This is a genomic window from Methylobacterium sp. Gmos3 (assembly GCF_056430985.1).
The window spans coordinates 357,770-377,925 of sequence record NZ_JBWJYL010000005.1 but is presented as its reverse complement, the minus strand read 5'-3'; the positions used below and the strand labels follow the sequence as shown (position 1 = coordinate 377,925).

General features: G+C 71.2%; 21 protein-coding genes and 1 tRNA gene. 15 read left to right on the top strand and 7 right to left on the bottom strand.

Annotated features, from left to right (window positions below; genetic code table 11):
• Window positions 1-3: 3 nt before the first annotated feature.
• Entirely contained in the window at window positions 4-1,212 is a 1,209-nt protein-coding gene (locus ACS5Q7_RS12865; protein ID WP_478339696.1) for an MFS transporter, read from the bottom strand.
• Window positions 1,213-1,373: 161 nt separating this feature from the next.
• Between ACS5Q7_RS12865 and ACS5Q7_RS12860 the strand changes: the two genes are divergently transcribed.
• Genes ACS5Q7_RS12860 through ACS5Q7_RS12845 form a run of 4 tightly spaced genes read left to right on the top strand, consistent with a single transcriptional unit; the run spans window position 1,374 to window position 4,471 of the window.
• Window positions 1,374-2,528, top strand: coding sequence for a glycosyltransferase family 2 protein (locus ACS5Q7_RS12860; protein ID WP_478339695.1), 1,155 nt, complete (start codon window positions 1,374-1,376; stop codon window positions 2,526-2,528).
• 10 nt (window positions 2,529-2,538) lie between these two features.
• A complete protein-coding gene (locus ACS5Q7_RS12855) occupies window positions 2,539-2,727 on the top strand; it encodes a hypothetical protein (protein ID WP_478339694.1) in 189 nt (62 codons plus the stop codon).
• A gap of 14 nt (window positions 2,728-2,741) precedes the next feature.
• Window positions 2,742-3,884 (top strand): acyl-CoA dehydrogenase family protein, encoded by a 1,143-nt coding sequence (locus tag ACS5Q7_RS12850; protein WP_478339693.1) that lies wholly within the window; start codon window positions 2,742-2,744, stop codon window positions 3,882-3,884.
• A complete protein-coding gene (locus ACS5Q7_RS12845; RefSeq protein WP_478339692.1) occupies window positions 3,881-4,471 on the top strand; it encodes a class I SAM-dependent DNA methyltransferase in 591 nt (196 codons plus the stop codon). Before ACS5Q7_RS12850 ends, ACS5Q7_RS12845 begins: the two co-directional genes overlap by 4 nt.
• 167 nt (window positions 4,472-4,638) lie before the next feature.
• On the opposite strand, the gene ACS5Q7_RS12840 is transcribed toward ACS5Q7_RS12845, so the two are convergent.
• Window positions 4,639-5,214: a TetR/AcrR family transcriptional regulator gene (locus ACS5Q7_RS12840; protein WP_478339691.1), complete on the bottom strand. Its 576-nt coding sequence runs from the start codon at window positions 5,212-5,214 to the stop codon at window positions 4,639-4,641.
• Between the two features lie 113 nt (window positions 5,215-5,327).
• Between ACS5Q7_RS12840 and ACS5Q7_RS12835 the strand changes: the two genes are divergently transcribed.
• Entirely contained in the window at window positions 5,328-6,026 is a 699-nt protein-coding gene (locus ACS5Q7_RS12835) for a glutathione S-transferase family protein (protein ID WP_478339690.1), read from the top strand.
• 61 nt (window positions 6,027-6,087) lie between these two features.
• On the opposite strand, the gene ACS5Q7_RS12830 is transcribed toward ACS5Q7_RS12835, so the two are convergent.
• A tRNA-Glu gene (locus tag ACS5Q7_RS12830) sits at window positions 6,088-6,163 on the bottom strand.
• Window positions 6,164-6,251: 88 nt separating this feature from the next.
• Here ACS5Q7_RS12830 and cobU point away from each other — a divergent pair.
• The 5 genes from cobU to ACS5Q7_RS12805 all read left to right on the top strand — a co-directional run bounded on the left by cobU (window position 6,252) and on the right by ACS5Q7_RS12805 (window position 10,963).
• Entirely contained in the window at window positions 6,252-6,791 is a 540-nt protein-coding gene (gene cobU, locus ACS5Q7_RS12825) for a bifunctional adenosylcobinamide kinase/adenosylcobinamide-phosphate guanylyltransferase (protein WP_478339689.1), read from the top strand.
• Window positions 6,788-7,390 (top strand): cob(I)yrinic acid a,c-diamide adenosyltransferase, encoded by a 603-nt coding sequence (gene cobO / locus ACS5Q7_RS12820; protein WP_478339688.1) that lies wholly within the window; start codon window positions 6,788-6,790, stop codon window positions 7,388-7,390. The genes cobU and cobO overlap by 4 nt, the downstream gene beginning before the upstream one ends.
• 183 nt (window positions 7,391-7,573) lie before the next feature.
• Window positions 7,574-9,016 (top strand): cobyric acid synthase, encoded by a 1,443-nt coding sequence (locus ACS5Q7_RS12815; protein ID WP_478339760.1) that lies wholly within the window; start codon window positions 7,574-7,576, stop codon window positions 9,014-9,016.
• 386 nt (window positions 9,017-9,402) lie between these two features.
• Window positions 9,403-10,665 (top strand): MFS transporter, encoded by a 1,263-nt coding sequence (locus tag ACS5Q7_RS12810; RefSeq protein ID WP_478339759.1) that lies wholly within the window; start codon window positions 9,403-9,405, stop codon window positions 10,663-10,665.
• Window positions 10,666-10,786: 121 nt separating this feature from the next.
• Entirely contained in the window at window positions 10,787-10,963 is a 177-nt protein-coding gene (locus ACS5Q7_RS12805; protein ID WP_478339687.1) for a hypothetical protein, read from the top strand.
• A 109-nt stretch (window positions 10,964-11,072) separates the two neighbouring features.
• Here the strand turns inward: ACS5Q7_RS12805 and ACS5Q7_RS12800 are convergent, their stop codons facing one another.
• Together ACS5Q7_RS12800 and cbiB are read right to left on the bottom strand one after the other, a co-directional pair.
• A complete protein-coding gene (locus tag ACS5Q7_RS12800; protein WP_478339686.1) occupies window positions 11,073-11,990 on the bottom strand; it encodes an NAD(P)-dependent oxidoreductase in 918 nt (305 codons plus the stop codon).
• Between the two features lie 150 nt (window positions 11,991-12,140).
• On the bottom strand, window positions 12,141-13,118 hold the full coding sequence (cbiB, locus tag ACS5Q7_RS12795; protein WP_478339685.1) for an adenosylcobinamide-phosphate synthase CbiB: 978 nt from the start codon (window positions 13,116-13,118) through the stop codon (window positions 12,141-12,143).
• Here cbiB and cobD point away from each other — a divergent pair.
• Window positions 13,110-14,144, top strand: a complete 1,035-nt coding sequence (cobD, locus tag ACS5Q7_RS12790; RefSeq protein WP_478339684.1) for a threonine-phosphate decarboxylase CobD — start codon at window positions 13,110-13,112, stop codon at window positions 14,142-14,144. The genes cbiB and cobD overlap by 9 nt on opposite strands.
• A gap of 89 nt (window positions 14,145-14,233) precedes the next feature.
• On the opposite strand, the gene ACS5Q7_RS12785 is transcribed toward cobD, so the two are convergent.
• Window positions 14,234-15,421 (bottom strand): MFS transporter, encoded by a 1,188-nt coding sequence (locus tag ACS5Q7_RS12785; protein WP_478339758.1) that lies wholly within the window; start codon window positions 15,419-15,421, stop codon window positions 14,234-14,236.
• A gap of 298 nt (window positions 15,422-15,719) precedes the next feature.
• On the opposite strand from ACS5Q7_RS12785, the gene ACS5Q7_RS12780 reads away from it, so the two are divergent.
• Window positions 15,720-15,911: a hypothetical protein gene (locus ACS5Q7_RS12780; RefSeq protein WP_478339683.1), complete on the top strand. Its 192-nt coding sequence runs from the start codon at window positions 15,720-15,722 to the stop codon at window positions 15,909-15,911.
• Window positions 15,912-16,003: 92 nt separating this feature from the next.
• Window positions 16,004-17,422: a malonyl-CoA decarboxylase gene (locus ACS5Q7_RS12775; protein ID WP_478339682.1), complete on the top strand. Its 1,419-nt coding sequence runs from the start codon at window positions 16,004-16,006 to the stop codon at window positions 17,420-17,422.
• Here ACS5Q7_RS12775 and ACS5Q7_RS12770 read toward each other — a convergent pair.
• On the bottom strand, window positions 17,419-17,991 hold the full coding sequence (locus tag ACS5Q7_RS12770) for a TetR/AcrR family transcriptional regulator (RefSeq protein ID WP_478339681.1): 573 nt from the start codon (window positions 17,989-17,991) through the stop codon (window positions 17,419-17,421). The two genes, ACS5Q7_RS12775 and ACS5Q7_RS12770, sit on opposite strands and share 4 nt — an antisense overlap.
• 65 nt (window positions 17,992-18,056) lie before the next feature.
• Here ACS5Q7_RS12770 and ACS5Q7_RS12765 point away from each other — a divergent pair, with 65 nt between their 5' ends.
• Together ACS5Q7_RS12765 and ACS5Q7_RS12760 are read left to right on the top strand one after the other, a co-directional pair.
• Window positions 18,057-18,503, top strand: a complete 447-nt coding sequence (locus ACS5Q7_RS12765; RefSeq protein WP_478339680.1) for a DUF4188 domain-containing protein — start codon at window positions 18,057-18,059, stop codon at window positions 18,501-18,503.
• A 72-nt stretch (window positions 18,504-18,575) separates the two neighbouring features.
• Window positions 18,576-20,087 carry a malonate--CoA ligase gene (locus ACS5Q7_RS12760; protein WP_478339679.1) on the top strand — a complete coding sequence of 504 codons (1,512 nt, stop codon included), beginning with the start codon at window positions 18,576-18,578 and terminating at the stop codon, window positions 20,085-20,087.
• Window positions 20,088-20,156: the final 69 nt, after the last annotated feature.

The following is a 20,156-nucleotide window of genomic DNA, read 5'->3' as shown; positions in this document are numbered from 1 at the left end:
TCGTCAGACCGGCTCGGCAGACGCCCGGCCAGTCTGACGCGTCGGACCGTGCATGCCCAGCATGCGGCGACCGACCATCCACATCGCCAAGCCTGCCGCGGCGGCGATCGCCAAGGCAACGAACGAGGCCGAGAAGCCGAAATGTTGCGCCACGAAGCCGGCGAGCAGCGGACTCGCCGTGGCGCCCGCGCCATAAGCCGTCATCACCCCGCCCAGGCCGGCATTGGCGTGGCCGGTGCCGTCCATGATCTCGGCCACGAGCGCGGGGATGGCGACGCCGCCCAGCCCCATCGCCAGGCCTTCGAGCACCTGAACCGGGATGACCAGCCACCAGGATGTCGCGAACGCGGCGAGCAGGCCGCGAACCACGACGAGGCCGAGGGCGAGGGAGAGCACGCCGGCATGGCCGCGCCCCCTGGCCGCCCGCGCCGCCAGCAGGGCGGCTCCGACCATCGTCGCCTGCGAGACGACGGTCATCACGCCGGTGGTCAGGCTCGGATCGGCCCCTGCGGCCGTGCGCGCCTGCGCCAGGAATGGCAGCATGGCGCCGTTGGCCGTCTGGTAGGCGAACACGGCCGCCGCCAGGAGCAGGAGCGGCTTCGTTTCGGAGAGCACGCGCAGCGTCGAGCGCTCGTCCTGTTCGCCGCCGCGCGCCGTGCCGTGATCGATGCAGCCCTTATCGATCCCGAACAGGACACCGCACGAGGCGACCGCCATGATTACGATGGCGATCGAGACGTAGCCGAGACCGAGGGTGTAGCCCAGAACGCCGGACAGGACCGCGTTCGCGGCGTTTCCGGCGTGATTGAACGCCTCGTTCCGTGAAACCTGATGGGCGTAGGCGTCCCGCCCGACGATGCCGAGCGTCACGGCGGCGACCAGCGGCGCGATGCTGGTGTCGGCGACGCCGATGACCAATTGCGAGAGTCCGATCACCCAGAGGCTGTCCGTCGCGACCAAAGCGGCCGCCCCGGCGGCGATGCCCAGGACGGCGACAGCGAGGGCCGCGCGCTTGTACACCGTGCGGTCGATCAGTGCGCCGACCGGCGTCGTGGCGAGGAGGCCGGCGAGGCCCGCGAGCCCCATGGCGAAACCCGTCGCGGCGGGATCGAAGCCCTGCTGCTGCAGGTACACGCCGAGGAATGGCCCAAAGCCCTCGCGCGCACCCGCTAAAGCGAAGTTGAGGGCAAGGAGGCTGGTGACTGGCTGCATCGGCTGCCCTGAATTGCGGTCGTATTGGTCGCACTGAACCGCAGGAAAGCTGTCGCTTATCCGAGGTTGGCGTCGTAGGCGGCAGGTCAATCCATGCGGCCACCGGAGGCCGTCGCGTCATGGAGACTGGGAACGCTTGCGAGAGGTCGGAACCGGCGACCGTGCTCGAGTGCGTGGTCGCCATCCCGGTTCGGAACGAAGCCGAGCGAATCGGCGCTTGCCTGGAGGCGCTGGCCGCTCAACGAAGTCTTGTGGCAAGCCGATTTGGCGTCGTACTGTTCCTCAACAATTGTACCGACAACACGGCACATGTGGTCGCAGCACTTCAATCATCTTTGCGGATTACCGTCCGTGTGATCGAACGCGAGTATCGTGAGGCCAACGCGGGTTGGGCCCGCCGCGAGGCGATGGAGGCGGCGGCCGCCTGGCTGCATGAGAGCGGGACGGCGGACGGCGTGATCCTCACGACCGACGCGGACAGCCGGGTGCCGGCCGATTGGGTCGCCCGCAACCTCGCCGCAATCGGCGCCGGTGTCGACGCGGTCGCCGGCCGGATCGCCCTGGACGAGGCCGATGCCGCGCTCCTTCCCGCCGCCCTGCATGCGCGTGGTCGCCGCGAAGGCGGCTACGAGGCGCGGCTGATCGAACTCGAGGCGCTGATCGACCCGGTGCCGCACGACCCCTGGCCGCGTCACTGGACCACCTCCGGGGCGACGCTCGCCGTCCGGCTTTCGACCTACCGGCTGGTCGGGGGGATGCCGCCTCTGGCGGTCGGTGAGGACAAGGCGTTCGTGTCCTCTCTCTTGTCGAGCGACGCGCGCGTGCGCCACGACCCGGATATCCTCGTCATCACCTCGGGCCGTCTCGACGGTCGAGCGCCGGGCGGCGCGGCGGACACGATGAAGCTGCGCTGCGAGGTGCCAGAAAGCCCCTGCGACCCGCGCCTGGAACCGCTGCCCCGGGCCTTGTTCCGATATGCCTGGCGGCGACGTCTGCGGCGGCTCCATGCATCCGAACGGCTGGCCCGCACGCATCTCTGGGCGGCATGGCTCGGGATCCGTGCCGAGGATGCGCGGATCATCGCCCGGCTGCCCACGCTCGGCGCCATCCTCGCGGCGGTGGAGGGCAAAAGCCTCTCCCTTGCCTATCGCCCGCTCCGCCCGCGGGAGCTTCCCGCCCATACCCGCCTGGCCGGCGCGGCCATTCTCCTGATGCGTGGTGCGGGACGCCTGCGCCGATACGTCCGGGCCCTGGGAGACGGCTCCCTTGCCGGCGGACGATCCCCGCCATCGATCGAGCGGACCGGTGACGCGTGAGGCAAGCGCCATGATCGGCCGCGCGCGCGCCGACCCCCGTCTGGAGCGCGGCGGCGTCCTGAAGAGTTGGACGATCAGGCGCGCTTCGCGCCTCGTCGCGGGCGAACGTCGTCCGGCCGTCGAGGCCGGGGACCAGGGCGTGATGACGCCGGGCCGTTACGGTGCCGGCGTCGATGAGATTGCCGCCGCAGCGGCCTGACGCGAGGACACGCCATGGACCAGAGGACCCCGCCTCACTTGGCCTACGATGCCGTCGCGACCGCCAGACAGGCCTCGGCGACCAGTGCCGGCCGTGCCAGCGGCCAAGACCGCGATGATGGCTTCCCGGCCGAGGACGTCGCGGACCTCGTCCGCCTCGGCCTTCTCGCCGCGCCCATTCCCTCCACTGAGGGCGGCGTCGGCCTCGGCGAGGAACCGGGCGCGTGCGACCTCGTGAGGGTGCTGCGGCTCATGGGATACGGCAGTCTCGCCCTCGGACGCATCTACGAGGGGCACGTCAACGCGCTCCACCTCATCGCCCGGTACGGCACCGCCACGCAGCGGGCGCGCCTCTTCGCGGATGCGCGGGATGGACACCTGTTCGGGGTCTGGAACACCGACCCGCCCGACGATTGCCTGAAGCTCGACGAGGATCGACGGCTGCGCGGCGTGAAGACCTTCGCGTCGGGGGCCGGCTTTGTGACCCGCGCCCTCGTCACGGTGAAGCGCAAGCCCGGGACCCCTCCCTTGATGCTGGTCGTGCCGCTGGAGCCCGGCAGCCGCGCCGACCTCACGGGCTGGCGTGCGCATGGCATGCGCGCGTCCGCGACCGGCACCATCGACCTCGACGGCATCGTCGTCACCGCCGACGACATCCTCGGCGAGTGGGACGACTACCATCGCCAGCCGTTCTTCTCCGGCGGCGCGTGGCGGTTTACGGCGGTTCAACTCGGGGGAATCGAGGCGGCGTTCGATGCCTGGCGGGAGCATCTCGCCGCCGCCGGCCGGAGCGGCGACCCCCACCAGCTCGCCCGCCTCGGCGAGGGCGCCATGGCCGTGGAAGGGGCGCGGCAATGGGTCGAGCGCGCTGCCCGGATCGTCGCCGAGGATGAACTCGGGCCGAACCGGATCGTCGCCTTCGTCAACCTCGCACGGCTGGCCGTTGAGAAGGCCGGTCTCGACGTGCTGCGCCTCGCCCAGCAATCGGTCGGCCTGCAAGGTTTCATGCGGGCTCATCCGCTGGAGCGGATCTCGCGCGACCTCGCCACCTATCTGCGCCAGCCCGCGCCGGATCGGGCGCTCACGACGGCGGCCGAGGACATAGTAGGGGCGGGCGGCATGGCGGCCGACCTGTTCGAAGCGAGGCCGATGCGATGAGCCGGTATGCCCACTCCCTGCCCCAAAGCTACTTCGACGAGCGCTACGCCGCCGATCCGGATCCCTGGCAGTTCGCCACGAGCCCCTACGAGCGCGCGAAGTACGCGGCCACACTCGATGCCCTGCCACGGAGCCGGTACGCGTCCGCCCTTGAGGTCGGCTGCTCCATCGGCGTGCTGACGGAGGTCCTGGCGGGGCGGTGCGACGCCCTCGTCAGCCTCGACTTGGCCGAGCGCGCCCTGGCGCAGGCCCGCGAGCGATGCAGGGACCTTGCCCATGTTCGCTTCGAACTCGCCCAGGTGCCGGGCCAGTGGCCGGAGGGCACATTCGACCTGATCCTGCTGTCGGAGGTCGTCTATTATCTCGACGCGGATGACATACGGCGCCTGACGGAGCGGGTGCGGGGATGCCTGCGGCCGGAGGGCAGCGTGGTGCTCGCGCACTGGACGGGCGAAACGCACTATCCGTTGAGCGGCGACGATGCGGCCGAGCGCTTCATCGACGGGGCGCGACCGTTCCTGCGCGTCCAAGCGCACTCCCGAACGGACAAGTACCGGCTCGACGTGCTGGTGCGCAGCCCCGAATAACTACGCGCCGCATACAGCCGGATCGGACCCTCGTTCGACCGGAGCCGGACCACGGGTCCGTATCGCTCGGTCGTCTCCGATCGACAGAGCCGGTATGCGGCGGCGGAGCGCGGTGACGCCGAGGCCTTGCAGGTCATCGAGCCGGCGCTCCGGCCCGGAAACGCTGATCATTTCGGCAGGAGGCCCGCCTCCCGATAGCTTCCGACCAACGCATCGAACAGATTGATGTCGGACCGGCTTCGGGCGACGATCTGAGCTCCGGCCACGGCAGCATAGATGGCACGGGCTCTCGCCTCGCCATCCTTCGGCTCGACCAGCTTTGCAGCGACCAGCTGCTCGCGTAACCAGGCCGTATTGACGTCGGCAAAAGACTGGACCTCTTTCAGAACCTGCTCGGGCAACGCGTCATATTCGGTCGCCATGAAGCTGCTGAGGCACATGCGATTGTCGCGTTCCAGGGACTGGCGAAAAATGCTCGGGTATCGCCGCAGCGCCTCCATCGGGTTTGGCGCATCGTTTGAAATAGCTTCAAGATCGCGGGCAATGTCTTCCCAATAGCGGCGCGCGACGGCCTCGCCGAGGACGGCCTTATTGGCGAAGTAGTAGTTGATGCTGGCAGCCTTGATGCCGACGGCCTCCGCGAGGTCGCGGAAATTGATGCCGCCGTATCCAAAGGACATCGCGGCTTCCCTCGCGGCCACGAGGATCGCCTCCCGCACATCCCTCTTCAATGTCGCTGCCATCTCAACCTCCACCTGTCATATGGCAGACAGGGGTTGACGGCACAAGGCGCCGGTCCTAGCTTGTCGCCTGTCATACGACAGACAGGCGACCTTCTCAGGAAAGCGAGACGACGATGTCCGGCAAGCTCCAGCTCTTCACCTCTCCCTCGGCCTTTCCGAACCCGCAGCGTCTGCGGATCTTCATGCACGAGAAGGGCATCGCCGGTCATTTCGAGGAGACGGTCTACGACATGTCACCGGTCGGCGAGCAGCGGGGTTGGAAGCACCTGAAGATGAACGCCTGGGGCGAGACACCGACCCTCGCGCTCGCGGACGGCTCCTATCTCAGCGAGACGTCGGCCATCGCCCGCTACCTCGACGACACGTTCGACGGCCGCAAGATCATGGGCGAGACGGCGCACGAGCGCGGCCTCGACCAGATGTGGGATAGCCGGGTGTGGGTGCACATCCTCTATCCCATCGTCACCGCATTCCATGTGCTGCATCAGGGTCTCGGCCCGAAGCTCGAACTGACCAGCAATCCGGCCTGGGGCGAGCACTCCCGCAAGGTGGCACTGGCGCATGCCGGCTTGGTCGACCGGCACCTCTCCGATGGCCGTGCGTGGCTGCTGGGCGGCGATCAGCCGACGTTCTCGGACATCACGCTGGCGACGGCTATCGCGTTCTCCAAGTTCCCGGTGAACGCCACTCCGCTCGATGAGCGCTTCGAGCATCTCGATGCCTTCTGGCAGCGCTGGCAGTCCCGGCCGACCTTCATGGCTGCCTATGCGGACAGGAGCAGCGGTGTGCCGGAGATCGACAACCGGACGTGAGCGGCCAGCGGTCGGTCCTGGCCAAGACCGGACGCGGCGTTCGCAGTTCTGTAAGGAAGGTTGGCGCGCCCTACGGGAATCGAACCCGTGTTTTCGCCGTGAAAGGGCGACGTCCTGGACCGCTAGACGAAGGGCGCTCGCGCGGGCTGGGGTTCTATAGTCGGATGATCGGCCGGGGGCAACCGGGGGTTTTGACCGGCGGGGCAGTTCGGGCGAAGAGGGGGCATGTCGCCCCCTTCACCCCGTCTCACCCTCGTCCTCGGGGGCGCCCGGTCCGGCAAGAGCGCCTATGCCGAGGCCCTCGTCATGGCCTGCCCCGCCCCCTGGCTCTACCTCGCCACCGCCGAGATCTGGGACGACGAGATGGCCGTGCGCATCCGCACCCACCGGGATCGGCGGGGGGAGGGGTGGATCACCCGCGACGTGCCCCTCGCCCTGCCCGAGGCCGTCGCCGCCGCGCCGGGGCCGGTGCTGGTCGATTGCCTCACCCTGTGGCTCACCAACCTCCTCCTCGCGGAGGCCGACATCGCCGCCGCGACCGACCGGCTGGACGCCGCCTGCGCCGCCGCGCCGGGGCCGGTGGTGCTCGTCTCCAACGAAGTCGGCCTCGGCATCGTCCCCGACAACGCGCTGGCCCGCCGCTTTCGCGATGAGGCGGGCCGCCTGCACCAGCGCCTCGCCGCCCGCGCCGACCGCGTCGTCCTCACCGTCGCCGGTCTGCCCCTCGTCGTGAAACCCCAAGCTCCCGCAGGATCGCCCGCATGACCGACGCCGCCGACCGCCATCGCGAGAAGATGGAGAAGCGCAAGGCCGTGCAGGATGCCGAGGTCGCCGCCAAGACCATCGAGAAGGGCCTGCTCATCGTGAACACCGGCCCCGGCAAGGGCAAGACCACGGCGGCTCTCGGGCTGATGCTCCGGGCGCTGGGGCGTGGCTGGCGGGTCGGGATGGTGCAGTTCATCAAGGGCGGCTGGGACACCGGCGAGCGCCACGCGGTTGCGGCCTTCGGCGACCAGGTCACGTGGCACACGCTCGGCGAGGGCTTCACCTGGGAGACGCAGGACAAGGAACGCGACATCGCCGCCTGCCGCCACGCCTGGGCGGTGGCGACCGGGCTGATGGCCGATCCCGGCCTGCGCCTCCTCGTCCTCGACGAGCTCAACATCGCGCTCCGCTACGACTACCTCGACCTCGCGGAGGTGGTGGCGGCGCTGCGGGCGCGGCGGCCGGATCTGCATGTCGTCGTCACCGGCCGCAACGCCAAGCCGGCCTTGATCGAGGCCGCCGACCTCGTCACCGAGATGGGCAGTGTGAAGCACCATTTCGCCGCCGGGGTGAAGGCGCAGGAAGGCATCGAGTTCTGAGGATGACCACGGGCACGTCACGGGATTCGAAAGGGACGAGTCCCTTTCGCGGGTGCAGGGCGGAGCCCTGTGAAACAGTTCGGACACCCCCTCGACGGGGGTGTCCGGCCCGTTCGCCGGGGTTTCACCCCGGCACCCCACCAAAGGGCTAGCCCTTTGGAAACCCCTTTCCCCCGCGCCCTGATGATCCAGGGCACCGGCTCCGATGTCGGCAAGTCGCTGATCGTGGCGGGCCTCGCCCGCGCCTTCGCCGACCGGGGGCTCCGCGTGCGCCCGTTCAAGCCGCAGAACATGTCGAACAACGCCGCCGTCACCGCCGATGGCGGCGAGATCGGCCGCGCCCAGGCCCTCCAGGCGCGGGCGGCGCGGGTGCCGCCCTCGGTCCACATGAACCCGGTGCTCCTCAAGCCGCAGAGCGAAATCGGTTCGCAGGTCGTGGTGCAGGGGCGGATGGTCGCCACCGTGAAGGCCCGCGACTACCAGGGCTGGAAGCCCCGGCTGATGGCCTCCGTCCTCGACAGCTTCGGCCGCCTGCGGGCGGAGGCCGACCTCGTCCTCGTGGAGGGGGCGGGCTCGGCCTCGGAGGTGAATTTGCGCGCCGGCGACATCGCCAACATGGGATTCGCCCGCGCCACCGATACGCCCGTCATCCTCGTCGGTGACATCGACCGGGGCGGGGTCATCGCCAGCCTCGTCGGCACGAAGGCCGTGATCGACCCGGAGGACGCGGCGATGATCGCGGGCTTCCTCGTCAACCGCTTCCGGGGGGATCCGTCGCTGTTCGCGGACGGGATGCGCCTTATCGCGGAGCGCACCGGCTGGGAGGCCCTCGGCCTCGTGCCGCACCTGCCCGAGGCCGCACGGCTGCCGGCGGAAGACGTGCTCGGCCTCGCCGGCTCCGAGGCGACGGGGGAGGGCGCCGTGACCGTCGCGGTGCCGGTGATGCCGCGCATCAGCAATTTCGACGACCTCGACCCCTTACGCGCCGAGCCCGGCGTGCGGGTGGTGCTGGTGCGGCCGGGGGAAACGATTCCCGCCGAGGCCGCCCTGGTCCTGCTGCCGGGGTCGAAGACCACCATCGACGATCTGCTCTTCCTGCAAGGGGAGGGCTGGGACGTCGACATCCGCGCCCATTGGCGCCGGGGCGGCCACGTCCTCGGCCTGTGCGGCGGCTACCAGATGCTCGGGCGCCGCATCAGCGATCCGCATGGGATCGAGGGGCCGCCCCGCGACGTGCCCGGCCTCGGCCTCCTCGATGTCGAGACCGTGCTCACCGCCGACAAGCGCCTCGCCTGCGTCACCGGCACCACCCTGCCGGACGGCCTGCCCTTCACCGGCTACGAGATGCATGTCGGCGACACGGCCGGTCCCGACGCCACGCGGCCCCTGCTGCGCCTCGCGGACGGGCGCCCGGACGGGGCGGTCTCCGAGGATGGGCGCGTCAGCGGGACCTATGTCCACGGCTTCTTCGCCGACGATGCCCAACGGGCCGCGTGGCTCGCCCGCCTCGGCGCCCGCAGCCTCGGCGCCTCCTACGAGGTCGGCGTCGAGGCGGCCCTCGACCGGCTCGCGCAACACATCGAGGCTCACGTCGATTGCGACCGGCTCCTCGCCCTCGCGCGGTGAGGCCCCCGAACCACCACCGTCTTTGCGAGCGGAGCGAAGCAATCCAGGGCAGCGCCACATCCGGAGGCGTCCCGCATCCCTGAGTCGCTTCGCTGCGCTCGCGATGACGTGGAGGGGCACCGGACCCCCCGCCGCCATCAGGAGGGCGGTGGGTGTCGCGCGGCGGCGTGATCGGGAATGGCTCCGGCGCCGGGTTCGGCTATATACTCCGAGTTAATAGACCCGCATGACGGCAGCGACGGGGCCAACGAGGAGGACGCGCGACCATGACGGCTCAGACAAAGCCCGCAGGGGCGGGGCTCGCCACTCCCGCGAGGCCAGGCCCAGCGGCGTCCGCCGAGTCCGGGTTGGGCGAGGCGACGATCCGCACCGTGACCCTGCGGCTGATGCCGCTGCTCGGGCTCATGTACCTCATCGCCTATATCGACCGGCAGAACATCTCCTATGCCAAGCTGGAGATGGTGGGGGCGCTCGGCCTGAGCGAGACCGCCTACGGGCTCGGCGCCTCGCTGTTCTTCCTCGGCTACTTCCTGTTCGAGGTGCCGGCCAACGTCTTCCTGGAGAAGGTCGGGGCGCGGATCTGGTTCGCGCGGATCATGTTCACCTGGGGGCTGGTGACGATCCTCCTCGGCTTCACCCAGGGCACGACGATGTTCTACGTCCTGCGCTTCCTGCTCGGGGTCGCGGAGGCGGGGTTCTTCCCCGGCGTGCTGTTCGCCCTCACCCTGTGGTTCCCGCAAGCCCACCGGGCGCGGATGATCGGCTGGTTCATGATCGCCTCGGTGCTGGCCAATGCGGTCGGGGCGGCGGTCGGCGGCGCGCTCCTCGGGCTCGACGGGGTGCTCGGGCTGGCGGGCTGGCAATGGGTGTTCCTGGCGACCGGCGGCCCGGCGCTCCTGCTGGCGGTGGTGGTGCTGGTGGTCCTGCCGGACGGCCCCGCCACGGCGCCGTGGCTCGCGCCCGAGCAGAAGGCGTGGCTCACCCGCACCATCGAGTCGGAGCGGACGGGAACCGGCCATGTCGACCACGGCAATCCCTTCGCGGCCCTCCTCGACCGCCGGGTGCAGATGCTGGCCGGCGTCTATGTCTGCCTGCCGCTCGCGGCCTATGGCTTGAGCTACTGGCTCCCCACGGTGGTGAAGGGGTTCGGCGTCTCGAACCTCGCCAACGGCTTCATCAACGTCATCCCCTGGCTCGGGGCGGCGGTCGCCCTGTGGTGGGTGCCCCGCCACGCCGCCCGCACGGGAGCGACGGGCAACGCCCTGACCTGGCACGTGGTCGGGCCGGCGCTGGTCGGCGCGGCGGGTCTGGCCTTGAGCGTGATCCTGCCGGGCAACGCGGTGAAGTTCGCCTGTCTCTGCGTCGCGGCGGCGGGGGCGTTCTCGGCGCAGCCGGTCTTCTGGTCGATGCCGGGCACCTTCCTGCGCGGCGCCTCGGCGGCGGCGGGGATCGCGGCGATCAACTCGGTGGGCAATCTCGGCGGGTTCGTCGCCCAGAACGCGGTGCCGATGATTCGCGATGCCACCCGCAGCGATCTCGTGCCGATGCTGTTCCTTTCGGCCTGCCTCGCGGCTGGGGCGGGGCTGATGTTCCTCGTCCTGTCGGCCCTGCGCCGGGATGCCGCCCGCCGCGAGGTGCAGGTGGCCTGAACGGAATCCGCCACCGCGCATTGTCCATGAACCGGCGCGGCGGGCTCCTCCGGGAGCCCGACGGATACCCGATCTGACACAGCGTCCTTCGGCCGGAGGGGACGCCGGGAGGACGCGGGCGATGAGCAACGGTTACCCTCTGCTGTTTCTGGCTTTCGGCACGATCGGAGCCCTGTGGTTCCTGGGCGCCGCCGCGCGCAAGCAGGTCGCCGACCTGAAGGGCCACCCCGGACGCTCCAACGTGATCCGCGACCATGGCGGACCGCCGCGCCCGAACATGCCCGGCACGGAGCATTGAGGGCTTAGTGCAGAGACGCACTCACTCCGTTCATGCGTCTCTGCCCTAGCTCTTTGTTTTTGCATCAATTTTTCCAGACACGGCTGACGCCTTCGTCTGGATCGATGCACTAGCCTCCGGCGGCGATCCTCCGGCAATGGTCGAGGGCGGCGCCGATCAGGTTGTCGCTCGCTTCCGGCGTGCGGAAGGCCGAATGCGCCGAGAGCGTCACGGTCGGGAGCCCCGCGAAAGGGTGCCCGCCCGGCAGGGGCTCCTCCACGAACACGTCGAGCCCGGCCCCGGCGAGGCGCCCCGCGCGCAGGGCCTCGGCCAGCGCGTCCTCGTCGAGGAGCGCGCCGCGCGCGGTGTTGACGAGGAGCGCCCCCGGCTTGAGCTGGGCGATCCGCTCCGCCGAAAGGAAGCCGCGCGTCTCGTCGGTGAGCAGCAGGTGGAGGGACACCACGTCGCTCTCGGCGAGCAGGGTGTCGAGGTCCACGAAGTCCACCCCGGGATGGGCGCGAGGCGTCCGGTTCCAGGCGATCACGCGCATGCCGATTCCGGCGCAGAGGCGGGCCATCTCGGCGCCGATCCCGCCGAACCCGATCAGGCCCACCGTCTTGCCGGTGAGCTGGATCCCGTCCGTGCGCAGCCAGTGTCCGGCGCGCATCGCCCCGTCCATGCGGGCGAGGCCCTTGGCGGCGGCCCACATCAGGGCGAAGGCGCATTCGGCCACCGCCGTATCGCCGTAGCCCCGGATGAGATGGACCTGCACGCCGAGTTCGGCCTGAAGCGCCTCCGGGTCCATGTAGCTGCGCGCGCCCGTGCCGAGGAACACGACGTGCTTCAGCCCGGTGCAGGCCTTCGCGATGGCGAGGGGCAGGCTCGTGTGGTCGATGAGCGCGATCTCCGCCCCGGCCAGCAGGCGGGGCAGGTCCTCCGGGACGGTGTCCGGGTCGGCATGGATCGTCAGGGGCGGATCGCCGGGGCGACCCAGGCGGCGGGCCACCTCGGCCAGGGTCTCGCTGGCATCCACGAACACGGCGCACATGGGTGTCTCCTCGTGGGGGAGGTTAGCACGCTCTTGTCGTGGCCCCGTCGTCATTGCGAGCAACGCGAAGCAATCCAGGGTAGCGGGCCGCTTCCCAATGTGGCGCGTCCCTGGATTGCTTCGCTTCGCTCGCAATGACGTCAGGGCGGTTCAGACGAAGACGGCAAGCGCCAGGAGCCCCACCACCAGCCCCCCCTGGAGCCAGCAGGCTTTGCGGTAGAGGGCGAGTGCCCGGCCGATGTCGTCGGGCGTCGCCTCGGCCCGGCCGTCGCCCATATGGGCGTCGGGGACGAGGGTGCCGTCGTAGATGCGCGGCCCGGCGAGCCGGAGGCCGAGGGCCCCGGCCATGGCCGATTCGGGCCAGCCGGCATTGGGCGAGCGGTGGCGGCGCGCGTCGCGGGCCATCGCCCGCAGGGCGCCGCGCCCATCCGCGCCGTGCAGGAACGCCGCCCCGGCGATGAGCAGCCCGGCGAGGCGGGAGGCGGGGAGGTTCACGAGGTCGTCGAAGCGGGCCGCCGCCCAGCCGAAGGCGGCATGGCGGGGGGTGCGATGGCCGATCATGCTGTCGGCGGTGTTGGCGGCCTTGTAGAGCGCCCCGCCCGGCAGGCCGAGACAGCCGATCCAGAAGGCGGGCGCCACGATCCCATCGGAAAAGTTCTCGGACAGGCTCTCGATCGCCGCCCGGCAGATCGCCGGCCCGTCGAGGCGCTCGGGATCGCGCCCGACGATCATCGACACCGCCCGGCGCCCGGCTTCGAGGCCGCCCGTGCGCAGGGCGCTTTCCACCGCCGCGACGTGCTGGTGCAGGCTGCGCTGCGCCGGCAGGCTCGCGGCCAGCACGCCCGTGAGGACGAGGGCGGGGAGGGGGCCGGCGAGCCCCGCCGCCGCCGTGACGAGCCCGGCGAGCCCGCCGACCACCGCCAGCAGCACGATCAGGGCGAGGATTCCCGCGAGGCGCCGCCACCGCTCCGAGCCCCGGTTGAGCCCGTGGTCCAGGGCGGCGATCAGCCGGCCGATCCAGGTGACAGGGTGGCCGATGGCCCTGTAGAGCGCGTCCGGATAGCCGGCCGCCGCCTCGATCCCGAGGGCGATGGCGAGGCAGGCGAGCGTGTCGGGCGGATGGACCATTCGGTGTGGAGCGTTTCCGCGCGTGAGGCCGCCGCGATCGCCCATGGCGGCGATCTCGGGGACCTCCGAAGAACCTTCCCCGACGCGCCGCTGCCGTGGCTCGACCTGTCGACGGGGATCAACCCGGTCCCCTATCCCGTGCCGCCCGTCGAGGCCAGCGCATGGCTGCGCCTGCCCGAATCCGCCGAACTCCTGGCGCTCCGCGCGGCGGCTGCCGGGGCCTACGGCGCGCCGGGGGCGGAGCATGTCGTCGCCGCGCCCGGCACGCAGATCCTGATCGAGACCCTGCCGCGCCTGCTGGCCCCGACCGAGGTGGCGGTGGTTGGTCCGACCTATGCCGAGCACGCCGCCGCGTGGCGGCGGGCCGGGCACGCGGTGCGGGACGTGACGGGCCTCGCCGAGATCGGGGACGCGCGGGTCGCGGTGATCGTCGATCCCAACAACCCGGACGGGCGCACCGACCCGCTCGCCGACCGCCTCGCCCTCGCGGCGGCGATGCGCGCGCGGGGCGGGCTCCTCGTGGCCGACGAGGCCTTCGCAGACTTGGAGGAGGTGGAGAGCCTGTGCCCGCATGTCGGGCCGGGTCTCGTGGTGCTGCGCTCCTTCGGCAAGACCTACGGGCTGGCGGGCCTGCGCCTCGGCTTCGCGGTGGCCGATCCCGGCACGGCGGGGCGGATCGCCGGGGCGCTCGGCCCCTGGGCGGTGTCCGGCCCGGCCCTGGCCATCGGCGCCGCCGCCCTGTCGGATGGCGCGTGGCGCGAGGCGGCGGCGCGGGCGCGGGGCCTGGATGCCGCGCGCCTCGACCGGATGATCCTGCGGGCCGGCGGGCGGATCGTCGGCGGCACGCGCCTGTTTCGCACGGCCGACTTCGCGGACGCGCCCGGCCTTTACCGCCGACTCGCGCAGGCGGGCATCGCCGTGCGCCGCTTCGCCGAGCGCCCGGAGCGCCTGCGCTTCGGCCTGCCGGCGGACAAGGCGGCGTGGTGCCGGCTCTCGCGGGTGATGAAGAGAGCGAATAGCGAATAGGGAGTAGCAAATAGGGGGGTTGCAGTCGACGCGCCCGCAGCCGTCGTGTCGCTCCCCCAGCTATTCGCTATTCGCTACTCCCTATTCGCTCATCCCAGCTTCGCCGGATGCGGATCCCGCGCGGCGACCAGCACCGCGAGGGTCGAGAAGGCGAGGCCCACTGCGCAGACCCCCGGCCAGCCGACGAGCAGGAAGGCCTGCGAGCCGGCATAGGCGCCGACCGCCGCGAAGACGAAGATCGTGGTGAACAGCACAGTGTTGATCCGCCCCCGCGCGCCGGGCACCAGGGCGTAGGCGCGGGTCTGGTTGGCGATGAGCGCGCCGTTCATGCCGATGTCGATGAGGAACACGCCCGTCGCCACGGCGACGAGGGACCATGTCCCCGCCGCCCAGAGGATCACGAAGGACAGGGCGACGAGGAGGCTCCCGCCGAGCACCACGGGCTTCGCCCCCTTCCGGTCGGCGAAGCGGCCGGAGAGCGGGGCGATGAAGGCGCCGCAGACGCCGATCACCCCGAACAGCCCCGCGCCGGCGGCGGTGAGCCCGAAGGGCGGCGCCTCCACGAGGAGGGCGAGTGTCGCCCAGAAGGCGTTGAAGCCGGCAAACAGCAGCCCCTGCGACAGGGCGGCCTTGCGCAGCACCGGCTGCGTCTTCGCCAGCCCGACGATCGAGGTCATCAGGGCGGCGTAGCGCAGACGCTGGGTCTGGGGCGTGTGCGGCAGGGTAGCGGCGGCGATCCCCGCCATGGCGAGCGCCACGCCCGAGGCGATCAGGAAGACCGGCCGCCAGCCGAGATGGGCGCCGATGAAGCCGCTCGCCGTCCGGGCGAGCAGGATGCCGGTGAGGAGCCCGGTCATCACCTGCCCGACCACCCGGCCCCGGCTGGCATCGGGGGCGAGTTCGGCCGCGAAGGGCACCGCCTGCTGCGCCGCCGAGGCGAGAACGCCGACGAGGAGATGCGCCAGGGCGAGGGCCAGGAGGTTGCGGCTCAGGCCCACGGCCAGCAGCGCCACGGCGAGGGCGAGGCATTGCAGCACGATCAGCCGCCGCCGGGGCAGGGCGTCGCCCAGCGGCACGAGGCCGACGATGCCGAGCCCGTAGCCGACGAGCGCCGTCGTCGGCACCCAGAGGGCGGCGCGCTCACCGAACTCGGCCACGATCAGCCCGAGGAGCGGCTGGTTGTAATAGATGTTGGCCACGGCCCCGCCCGCGATCAGGGTCAGGCCGAGCCTCGCCTTGCCGTCGAGGGGGGCGGGCGCGATGGATGAGGCGGACAGGGCGCCCTCGCAAGATGGGGGTGGCACGATGGCGGAATGGCCGGGAAACGGTCACGGGCGATAGGCCCCGGCGCGGCGCCCAAGGCAAGCGAGCGCGCCGCATGGCCGCGCCCCGCCCCGCGCACCTGCAAGCGGGCCGGACCCGCACCATATGTGTCTGCTGCGGGCACGGACCCGCGTCCGACCGGCCCCGCGCGGCTCAGCCGCGCCGCAGGGTCGGTCCAACCGTGATTCTACGATCGGGGCGCCGATCCGTTCCCGGCGAAAGCCGGGGGAGGGCCCCAGCAAGGAGTACGGAATGCTGCATTACCGGATCGATTTCGCCAAGGAGATCCTCGGGGTGCCGTTCACGGTGGGATCCGTGGAGATCAGCCGGGCACGCGACCCCGAGCGCGCCAAGCGCGCGGCGGAACTGCGCTTCGCCCGCCAACACGGCGTCGGGGATTGGCGCGAGCGGGCGGACCTCGTGACGCTGGCGCCGCAGGGCTGAACATCCGGCTTCGCTTTTGCCTTGGCCGCAGCGGCGTCGACGCCCTAAGGTAAGGCCCGGCGAGTGATGGCAGGGACGGGATCACGAGGGCGATGGCGGCGATCTCCTTCTTCGGCGACCTGCTTCAGACGATCAGCGACCGTGGCCGCGACCTCGTGGGCCTCGGCCGGGGGGACATCGCCGCCAGGGCCGGCGCCGCCGACCTCGCGCGCCTCTGCGACGACCTCATCTCCCGTCGGGGCGAGGCGTCGGGCGTCGCCCTCGCCCGCGCCATCCTCGACCGCTACGCCAGCCTCTCCTCGCCCGAGCGGCACGAGTTCCTGCGGGCCATCGCCCTCGATTTCGGGGCGGACGACCGCGCCGTCGATGCGGCGATCACCGCCTATCTCGCCGATCCGAGCCGCGCCCGCCTCGGGACCCTGCACGAGGCCGCCGAGCCGCGCAGCCAGGAGCTTATCCGCCGCCTCAACCTCGCGCGGGGCGGCACGCTGAGCCTCGTGCGGATGCGCGAGGACCTGTTCGACCTGCGCCGCGACCTGCGCAAGGGCGCCAAGGACGGCCATGCCGACAAGGCCCTGCTCGACGCCGCCGACAGCCTCGATTCGGATTTCGAGCACCTGTTCGCCTCGTGGTTCAACCGGGGCTTCCTGGTGCTGCGCCACATCGACTGGACGACCCCGGCGCATATCCTCGAGAAGATCATCCGCTACGAGGCGGTGCACGCCATCGCCGATTGGGACGACCTGCGCGCCCGCATCGAACCGCCGGACCGGCGCTGCTTCGCCTTCTTCCACCCGGCGCTGGCCGACGAGCCGCTGATCTTCGTCGAGGTGGCGCTCACCGAGGGCATCGCCCCGGCGATCGCGCCGATCCTGTCGCGGGAGCGCAAGCCCCTGCCGCCGCGCGCGGCCACCACCGCGATCTTCTACTCGATCTCGAACTGCCAGAAGGGCCTCGCGGGCGTCACCTTCGGCAACTTCCTGATCAAGCAGGTGGTGGAGGATCTGGCCCGCGAGATCCCGAGCCTGAAGACCTTCGTCACCCTCTCGCCGGTGCCGGGCTTTTCCGCGTGGCTCACCCGCGAGCGCCGGGCGGACAGCCCGCAGGGCCTGCTGCCGGAGGACGTGGAGGCCCTGCGCGGCCTCGACATCCCCGGCTGGCACGAGGACAAGGCGCTCGCCGAGACGGTCCGCAAGGCGATGATCCCGGCGGCGGCGGCCTATTTCCTGCGCGCCAAGAACGAGCGCGGGCGGCCCCTCGATCCCGTGGCGCGGTTCCACCTCGGCAACGGGGCGCGGCTGGAGCGGATCAACTTCCTCGGCGACGTCTCGGACAAGGGGCTGGCGCAGTCGCACGGGCTGATGGTCAACTACCTCTACGACCTCGGCGCCATCGAGAAGAACCACGAGACCTACGCCAATCTCGGCACGGTGGCGGCCTCCTCGTCCGTCAGCCGCGAATTGCGCGCCAAGCTCCCGCCGCCCCGCGCCGTCGCGCTGGCGGACGCTTAAGGGCGCGTCAGCCGGGCGAAGCCGAGGGTGATGCGCCGGGCGAGGGCGTCGCTCTCAGCCGGCGCCAGGGGAATCCTCCGGTCGAGGATCAGCGCGGCGAGCCCGTGGACCAGGGACCACGCGGCGAGCGTCAGATCCTCCGCCGGCATGGCCTCGCTCGCCAGCGACGCCGCCCGCCGTTGCAGGATCGCGTAGGCCGGCGACCCCTCCCGCCCCGTGTCCTTGGGCCGGCACGGGGCGGTGAACATCAGCCGGAACAGCGCCGGATGGCGGCAGGCGAAGGCGACGTAGGCGGCGCCCTGCGCGGCCAGGGCCTCGGCGCCCTCCGCGGACGCATCGGCCTGCTCCAGCACGCGGGCCAGTTCCGCGAAGCCGTGCCCCGCCACCGCGTCGAGGAGGGCGTCCTTGTCCTTGAAGTGCCGGTAGGGGGCCATGGCCGAGACGCCGCAGGCGCGGGCCACCGCCCTTAGCGACAGATCCGCCGCGCCGCCCTCTTCCAGCTGGTCGAGGGCCGCCGCGAGGAGGGACGCGCGCAGGTCGCCGCGATGGTAGGGCCGGTCCTCTTGCATCGATGTTGACACTGTACGCACACCGCCTTACGTTTACGGTGTAAGCTGAAGGCATGAGGTTCAGGATGCAAGCCCCCTCCCGCCGCTCGGTGGACCTGTCCGCCTATCCCGACCTCGTCGTGGTCTATCTCGGCTTCCGGGTCACGCGCTGGCGCGGCCTGCTGGCGTTGATGGGCGTGGGGCGCGGCATCGCCGATGCGGTGCGGGCGCGGCCCGACGGGCTCCTGGCCCATGAGAACCTGTTCTTCGGGCTGACCCATGTCGGGATGCGGCAGTACTGGCGCGACCTCGACAGCCTGGAGCGCTTCACCCGCTCGGAGCCGCACCGGACGTGGTGGCGGGAATTCTCGCGCGAATCCAAGGGGTCCGGCTTCTGGCACGAGGCCTATGCGCGCGGCGGCATGGAGGCAATCTATGTCGGCATGCCCGTGCCCACCGGCCTCGCCCTGTTCGCGCCGGAGAAGGCGCCGGAAGGGGGCTTTCTGTCGTCCCGGCAGCGGCTTGCCGCCTGAAAGGGCTCGCGGGAGCCGGGCGGGGCGGCTAGAGAGGCGGGATAAGACGCCAGCCACCAACCCGGCCTTCCGATGACGAACCACCTCTTCTCCCTCGTGCGGGACGGCGCGTCCGACCCCGCCAAGACCGTCATCGAGACCCATGAGGGCCGGCACCATTCCTACGGTGACCTGATCGCCCGCTCCGGCGCCTACGCCGCCGCGCTCACGGCGGCGGGCGTCGCGCCGGGGGACCGGGTGGCGGTGCAGGTCGAGAAGAGCGCGGAGGTGATCTTCCTCTATCTCGGCGTGGTGCGGGCCGGGGCGGTGTTCCTGCCGCTCAACACCGCCTACACCCCGGCCGAGATCGGCTACTTCCTCGGCGATGCCGAGCCTGCGGTCTTCGTCTGCGATCCCGGGAAGCGCGAGGGGCTGTCCGAGGCCGCCGCCGGGGTGCGGCAGGTCTGGACCCTCGACGCGGCCGGCACGGGCAGCGCCGCCGAGGCGGCCGACGCGCAGGACGGCGCGGCCTTCACGGACGTGCCGCGCGGGCCGGAGGATCTGGCGGCGATCCTCTACACCTCGGGCACGACCGGGCGCTCCAAGGGCGCCATGCTCTCCCACGACAACCTCGCCTCCAACGCCAGGGTGCTGGTCGAGGCGTGGCGCTTCACCGCCGCCGACGTGCTGATCCACGCCCTGCCGGTGTTCCACACCCACGGCCTGTTCGTGGCGACGAACACCGTGCTCGCGAGCGGCGGCACGATGCTGTTCCTGCCGCGCCTCGACGTCAAAAAGATCCTGGAGCTGATGCCGCGAGCGACGTCGATGATGGGCGTGCCGACCTTCTACACGCGGCTCCTCAAGGAGCCGGGCCTGACCCCCGAGGCGGCCAGGGGCATCCGCCTGTTCACCTCGGGCTCGGCGCCGCTGCTCGCCGAGACGCACCGGGAATGGCAGGCCCGCACCGGCCACGCCATCCTCGAACGCTACGGCATGACCGAGACCAACATGAGCACCTCGAACCCCTACGAGGGGGATCGGGTGGCGGGCACGGTGGGCTTCCCCCTGCCGGGCGTGGACCTGCGGGTGGTCGACCCCGAGACCGGCGCCCTCCTCGGCACCGACGAGGTCGGGATGATCGAGGTGAAGGGCGCCAACGTGTTCAAGGGCTACTGGCGCATGCCCGAGAAGACCGCCGCCGAGTTCAAGCCGGACGGGTTCTTCATCACCGGCGACCTCGGCAAGGTCGATGCGCGGGGCTACGTCCACATCGTCGGGCGCGGCAAGGACCTGATCATCTCAGGCGGCTTCAACGTCTACCCGAAGGAGGTCGAGACCGAGATCGACGGCCTGCCCGGCATCGTCGAATCGGCGGTGATCGGCCTCGCCCACCCGGATTTCGGCGAGGCGGTGACGGCGGTGGTGGTCGGCGGGGAGGGCGCCCCGGACGAGGCCGCCGTCGTGGCCGATCTCGAAGGGCGGCTCGCCAAGTTCAAATGCCCCAAGCGCGTCCTGTTCGTGGACGAGCTGCCGCGCAACACCATGGGCAAGGTGCAGAAGAACGTGCTGCGGGAGCAGTACAAGGGCTTGTTCGGGGGGTAGCACTCGCCGAAAGCCATCGCCCCCCGCGTCCACAATCGGAGGGTCTGAAGCCCCTCGCCCCGCTTGCGG